This window comes from Sphaerochaeta sp., from assembly GCF_050178175.1.
Lineage (GTDB): Bacteria > Spirochaetota > Spirochaetia > Sphaerochaetales > Sphaerochaetaceae > Sphaerochaeta.
The window spans coordinates 1-6,316 of record NZ_JBFXGH010000123.1; the positions used below are offsets into that span (position 1 = coordinate 1).

Consider the following 6,316-nt stretch of genomic DNA (forward strand, 5'->3'; position numbering starts at 1 on the left):
AATCGATGCGGAGAACCGAGACAGCGCCACTTTTAAGCACAAAGTCTGCAGTGACTCCCTTGCCTCCCGCAAAGTAGGTATCAAGGCTTCTGTTGCAAGTGCCATCCCATAGATTGCAGGGGGCCACACCACAATGCCAGAACAGGGCAAAATCCTGCTCAAAATCTACCTGTGAGAAGTCAAAAAGGAAGGGAGTTTCTGCTCCCAGCGCCTGGTGGGCAATCATGGAGAGCGCTCCATCGATGTCTCCCTCACAGGCAAGGATCATTCCCTCTGACTGCAGCAAACTCATCGCCGCACAGGGAGAGATACCAAAATCGCGGGCAAATTCAGGCCAGCATCGTATTGCCAGGGCTGAGAGGTTCATCTCATGGTAAAATGCGTCAAGCTTTGCTGCCAGCAGGGCTACCCTGTCCACCTGGTATGCTGAGAGTGTCGATACATCGAAGGTATCCTTGATTTGTTGCAACCTGGATGCCACATCCTTATCGGATACCGGATAGTCATGGACATCCTTTAGTTCGTAGTGATCCACCAATGCACCAGTCTGGCCAAACAGAAGATTATCCTGCACCCCTACATTGAAGAATCCATCAGCCCTATAGCCTATGATGCCGATCTTAGCCATCTTCATTGCCTTGATAACGCGGATGGCATCGACCCAGTCCTCATCAATGGAATGCTGGACGATAACCATATAGTCGTCATACCCACTCTTATAGAGATTGCTGGCGTTCAGGTTCACACCACACACCGAGTTGAGTCGAATCTTACCCCCATTGTAAGGAAGTTCGGGGAGTCCCCAAAGCAGAACAGGCACAGGAAGCTCCCGCTTAAGTTGCAATACCAAATGACCGAGGTGGAAGGTCCCTGAAATGCATACCAATCCATCAATCTGCTTGCTTGCAAGTTCCTTTGCAGCAGCAAGACCGTCCTCCTGGGATATGACCAGCGATTCCACGCAGTGCCAAGTCACTCCCTCTATCTGATGCAATTCACTGCGAATCTTTGCATAGATCTCTTCAGCGGCCATATAGTCATAGGTCGTTCTTGCAAGACATACCACGCCTAGGGTTACTGGATATTTCACGCACTACTCCTCGTTCCGCATGAGCAAAGCAAAGATGCTCAATTTAGTTACTTTCCATAAGTAAGTAAATACCACAAACAAGAAATCGTCAATGAAAATCTGATTTTTTTATCGGAAGAACTCCTGCAGTACCAAATCGGAGGCACCCTTCTGTGCAAGCAGGGGGTCGTACGCTGTTGAGAAAATGCGTGGCGGTTCAGCGCTGAAGGCATCTGGTTCATCGAGCAGGTGAGCAACCTGTTCCCGAATCGCATCAGCAATGACATCACAACAACCGACAAAGAGGAATGACTTGGGAGCGAAGAGTCTCATCAGGACCTTGATGGCAACAACAAGATACCCTGCAGCACGTTCGATGGTTCGCCTGGCAACAGGATCCCCTGCCTGCAATCTTTCATCGAGTCCCTCGAAAAGGGCAAGACGCAAGTCCAGGGAGTTCGGATCAAGGTCCTGCAGGTAAGCCTGCAGACATCCTCTGGAACCACAGCTGCACCTGGGACCATCCGCATTGATCGGGATATGTCCTGTCTCGATTGTTTGGTTCCTGCTGTTCACATAAATCTCATCATCATGTACAAATGCCCCGTTTACCCCCGTCCTGAGCAGGAAGGTGAACATGCTCCCCTGATGGTCATAACCTCCATGACGGTACTCACTCAGTGCAAGGGCACTACAATTGTTGTGAATCATGACTGGAACATCCAAGCGGGACTCCAGCTCCTCGACCAAGGCAATGTCCTTCATCCCCTCTATCCTTGGATAGTAGCGAACACGCTTCCTCTCGAGGTCGACCTGACCGGGGGCAGCAACACCCACCCCGATCACCCGCTCTTTCCCAATGTGGAGATCATGCAGCACCCTCTCAATTTCTGTGACGATGAGGTCGGTCACTTCCTGTGCTTGTACATTCCCTGGGAGTGGATGCATAGCCGAGTGGATTCTCTCCCCCTGGAAGTTGAAAACACCGAGGGAGAGGAAAGCAGCCCAGAATTCAAGGCCAATGGTGAATCGTGCGTTCTTCGACACCACATAGAAAACTGGACGCCGGCCTTTTCGGATGGTGGAGTCTTCACTACCCCCTTCAATAGCTTCGATCAAGCCATCCTCTTCCAAAGCTGAAAAAATCCTGAAAATCGTAGGAGCCTTCAATCCAGTTTGTTGCACAACCTCAGACTGACTGGTCCCCTGCCTCCCGGCAGCATGGATCATGGAGAGTACAATATTCTGGTTATGTACCCGTAAATCAGCCGTTCTGAGTGGATTGCCTTGCATATGCCCTTCCTTTTTTCTCAGTCTAATCCCATCCGGGGAAAAAATCCACAGGAAGCAGCTTTACAAGGTGCATAGGATGGTTTATAGTTACTTTCACTAAGTAACTAAAAGAGAGGTACCTTTATGCTCTCCTCAGACCAATTTAAACAACTGGCTTCCTTCGCCAAGGAAATTCGGGGACAAACACTCTTTACCATCGGCAATCTTGGTGTTGGACATATCGGGGGAGCTCTCTCCATTGTCGACCTTCTTGCCCTGCTCTACGGGAAGGTGATGCGAATCGACCCAACCAATCCTGTATGGGAAGAGAGAGACCTGCTGGTGCTCTCCAAAGGACATGCAGGACCTGCACTCTATGCCACTCTCGCTCTGAAAGGCTTTTTCCCCGTTGAGGAGTTGAGAACACTGAATCAGGGTGGAACCAATCTACCTAGTCATTGTGACCGGACAAAAACCAAGGGTATTGACATGACAACCGGATCACTCGGCCAAGGACTCTCTGCCGCCTGTGGCCTTGCCTATGCGATGGGGATAGATAAGAAGGATGCGTATGTCTATGCAATCATCGGGGACGGGGAGAGCCAGGAAGGCCAGAACTGGGAGGCCGCTATGTTTGCCTCACACCACCACATTGATCATCTCATCGCTTTCACCGATTACAACAAGATGCAGATCGATGGAACTACCGATGAGGTCCTGAGTCTTGGGGATATCGAGGGGAAATGGATCAGCTTCGGCTGGTTTACCCAACGGGTTGATGGCCATGATCTCTCAGCCATGGACATGGCTATTGAAAAGGCAAAGGGACAGAAAGGGAAACCATCCATGATCATTCTCGATACGATCAAAGGGAAGGGAGCCGCTTTCTGTGAAGGCAAGGTTGCAAACCATAACATGGCCTTCGACCTGGACACTGCGAATGAAGCCATCCAGGCACTTACATAGGAGAGAGATCATGGAAACGAAAGAGATGCGAGGCGTCTATTGCGATACCCTCCTCACCTTGGCCGAGGATGACGAGCGGATCATGGTTCTGGAAGCTGACCTGATGAAAGCTTCCGGTACAATATCCTTCAAGCAGCGGTTTCCTGAACGTGCTGTCGACGTTGGGGTTGCTGAAGCAAACCTCGTGGGAGTGGCAGCTGGCCTGAGTGCTGGCGGGAAAATCCCGTTTGCAGCAACCTTTGGTTGTTTTGCCAGCCGCCGGGTCTTTGACCAGTTCTTCATCTCCGCAAACTACGCAAAGCTGAATGTCAAGCTGGTGGGTACAGACCCCGGCATCAGTGCAGCCTTCAATGGAGGTACCCATATGCCTTTCGAGGACATTGGGCTGATGCGCATGATCCCAAACCTTACCATCCTTGAACCCTCCGATCCGGTCAGCTTGAAGGCTTTGGTCAGGCAGTGTGCCGAACACTATGGTTGTACCTACATGAGGCTCCATCGGAAGACAATCCAACCATTGTATGCAGAGGATGAGGTGTTCACCTTGGGGAAGGGAAAGGTACTGAAAGATGGCAGTGACGTAACCATTATCGCCCTTGGCGCAATCCTGGTCCCAGAGGCCCTCAAGGCGGCAAAAATCCTTGGGGAGCAAGGTATCAACGCAGCAGTCATCGATATGCATACCGTCAAGCCTCTGGATGAGGAACTTGTCCTCACCTACGCAAGGAAAACAGGTGCCATCGTTACAGCCGAAAACCACCAAGTTGCAGGCGGCCTAGGAGCAGCTGTTGCTGGTTTGCTCAGCACTACGATTCCTACCCCCATGGCAATGGTGGGCATCCATGATGAGTTCGGCCAGGTGGGAACGCAGGATTGGCTGCAAGCCTACTACAAGCTCACTGCAGAAGAAATCGTACGAAAAGCACTTTCACTAAGGAGCAAATCATGAAAATTGCAATTGCATCAGACCTCTCGGGGTTCCCCCTCAAGGCAGAGATCACCAAACATCTGCAGGAACAAGGCTATGAAGTGCTCGACTTCGGCATTGATTCCGCAGATAAGCCACAACCCTACTTCATCCAGGCTCCCAAGGTTGCCTCAGCCATCCAGAAAGGGGAAGCCGAGAAAGGCATCCTGATATGCGGGACGGGACAAGGCATGGCCATTGTCGCCAACAAGCACAAGGGCATCTATGCCTGCGTGGTGGACAGCATCTTCAGCGCAGAGCGGGCAAAGATTGTAAACAACGCCAATGTAATTACGATGGGTGGGTGGATTACCGCCCCCTTCCTCGGCGTGCAGATTGTTGATGCTTGGCTGGCAATGTCCTTTACCCAGAAAATGGAGTTCAAGAAGGACTTCCTCAGCAATGCATTCTCCCAGGTACAGGCCCTCGAAGAGGAGCATTTCAAATGATCAGCAGCCTGCTAAGCCCCGTCCACATCTTGAGTTTTTCTTCCTTGCAAGGTACTGAACTTGAAAGAATCCTGCGTTATACGGCAAACCTTACTGGCCCATTGCATGTCAGTATTGTAACTGACAACGCTCCCATACAAGGGAAGCAGGTCCTGATTGATGAGCTGGCAGAACTCACCCCTGTTGAGATATTCAACCAGGTGCAACCCAATCCGAGAACCGAAGACATTGAGGCAATGTTTCATGACAAGCGGTTCATGGATACCGATATCATCCTAGGAATCGGAGGGGGCAGTGTCCTGGATTCAGCAAAAGCCTTGGCGATGCTGATGACCAACAAGGGCTCCCTTGATTCGTACTTGCAGGGGAAACCCATCACCAAAGGTTCCCTGCCCTTGGCCTTGATTCCCACCACCGCAGGAACCGGATCTGAGGTTACAAAAGTGGGGGTGTACAGTGATGGCACAGGGAGAAAGCACACCTTGGGGTCTCCTCTCATGAGTGCACATACTGCAATCCTCATCGCTTCCCTGCTCGATACGGTTCCTCCTGGACTCTGTGCAGCAACAGGTCTGGATGCACTCGACCATGCACTGGAGTCCATCTGGAACAAGAACAGCACCACAATCACGAGGGAGTGTGCAAGGGAAGCAGCTTACAAGGTTCTTCAGACACTTCCCAAGCTGTATGACGCAACCGTGGAGAACCAAGAGAGAAGTGCCTTGCAACAGGAAATGCTGAGAGCATCCAATGAGGCTGGAATCGCCTTCAACCTCACGGGTACTGCGGCAGGTCATGCAATATCCTTCATCCTCTCAGAGAATTGGCATATCCCCCATGGGCTGTCCTGTGCGTTTACCTTGCTTGAGGTATTCGATTGGGCTGCAAGGGATGAGCAGAACCGTGAGGAACTTGCAAAGCTGGGAAAGATGATGCATCCCGAGCAAGTGGGAAGAGATGCATTGGTCTCTGCACTGCGTGGTGACATTGCTTCCTTGCTCTCCCACCTCGGGATTCCCCGTAGTTTCCAGGACCTCTCCCTGGATATCGACAGCGAAACAATCCGTAGGGAATTTTCTCGTGTAGAGAGCGACCCAAAGCTGCACAACCAGGTTCCGCCTCTTTTGATGGAGGATCTCTACGTACTCCTGGAGGCAAAAAGGTGACCACCTTGGTCCTCAGTGGACTGGTGGTCTTTGTGACCCATGCCCTAGAAGCAGTGACAGGATTCGGATGCTCCGTGCTGGCAATGCCATTTGTCAGTGCATTGCTGGGAGTCAAGACAGCGGTAAAGGTCATCACCATCCTCGCTTGGCTGCTGGCACTGTATATTGTGATTCGGAATTTCTCCAAGATCGACTGGAGACAATATTCCATCATCACTGGCTTGATGCTCCTGGGGCTTCCTGTGGGCATGTACTTGTTCCGCTCACGGCAGAGCAGTAGCCTGAACCTGATACTAGCCGTCTTCATCATTGTGGTATCGGTCAGCCAACTCTACCGTCAGGCAAGAAGGACAGGTGACAGTGCACCCCCTACAGGGTATAAGGTACTCCCCTATTACCTCTTTCTCTTCCTTGGTGGTATTGTGCA

Annotated in this window: 7 protein-coding genes; 5 read left to right on the forward strand and 2 right to left on the reverse strand. The window is 51.3% G+C overall.

Annotated features, from left to right (window positions below; genetic code table 11):
* Together AB7S66_RS10730 and AB7S66_RS10735 are read right to left on the reverse strand one after the other, a co-directional pair.
* The coding region (locus tag AB7S66_RS10730) for a fucose isomerase (RefSeq protein ID WP_428519872.1) at positions 1–1,090 on the reverse strand (1,090 nt) is incomplete at its 3' end.
* Positions 1,091–1,198: 108 nt separating this feature from the next.
* Complete coding sequence (locus AB7S66_RS10735) at positions 1,199–2,362, reverse strand: ROK family protein (protein WP_428519874.1); 1,164 nt, start codon at positions 2,360–2,362, stop codon at positions 1,199–1,201.
* A 123-nt stretch (positions 2,363–2,485) separates the two neighbouring features.
* Between AB7S66_RS10735 and AB7S66_RS10740 the strand changes: the two genes are divergently transcribed.
* The 5 genes from AB7S66_RS10740 to AB7S66_RS10760 all read left to right on the forward strand — a co-directional run.
* Positions 2,486–3,307: a transketolase gene (locus AB7S66_RS10740; protein ID WP_428519876.1), complete on the forward strand. Its 822-nt coding sequence runs from the start codon at positions 2,486–2,488 to the stop codon at positions 3,305–3,307.
* 10 nt (positions 3,308–3,317) lie between these two features.
* The gene (locus AB7S66_RS10745; protein WP_428519878.1) at positions 3,318–4,256 is read left to right on the forward strand and encodes a transketolase family protein; all 939 of its coding nucleotides are present in this window, start codon (positions 3,318–3,320) and stop codon (positions 4,254–4,256) included.
* Positions 4,253–4,723, forward strand: coding sequence for an RpiB/LacA/LacB family sugar-phosphate isomerase (locus AB7S66_RS10750; RefSeq protein WP_428519880.1), 471 nt, complete (start codon positions 4,253–4,255; stop codon positions 4,721–4,723). Before AB7S66_RS10745 ends, AB7S66_RS10750 begins: the two co-directional genes overlap by 4 nt.
* A complete protein-coding gene (locus AB7S66_RS10755) occupies positions 4,720–5,889 on the forward strand; it encodes an iron-containing alcohol dehydrogenase (RefSeq protein ID WP_428519882.1) in 1,170 nt (389 codons plus the stop codon). The genes AB7S66_RS10750 and AB7S66_RS10755 overlap by 4 nt, the downstream gene beginning before the upstream one ends.
* The coding region (locus tag AB7S66_RS10760; RefSeq protein WP_428519884.1) for a TSUP family transporter at positions 5,886–6,316 on the forward strand (431 nt) is incomplete at its 3' end. The genes AB7S66_RS10755 and AB7S66_RS10760, both read left to right, overlap by 4 nt.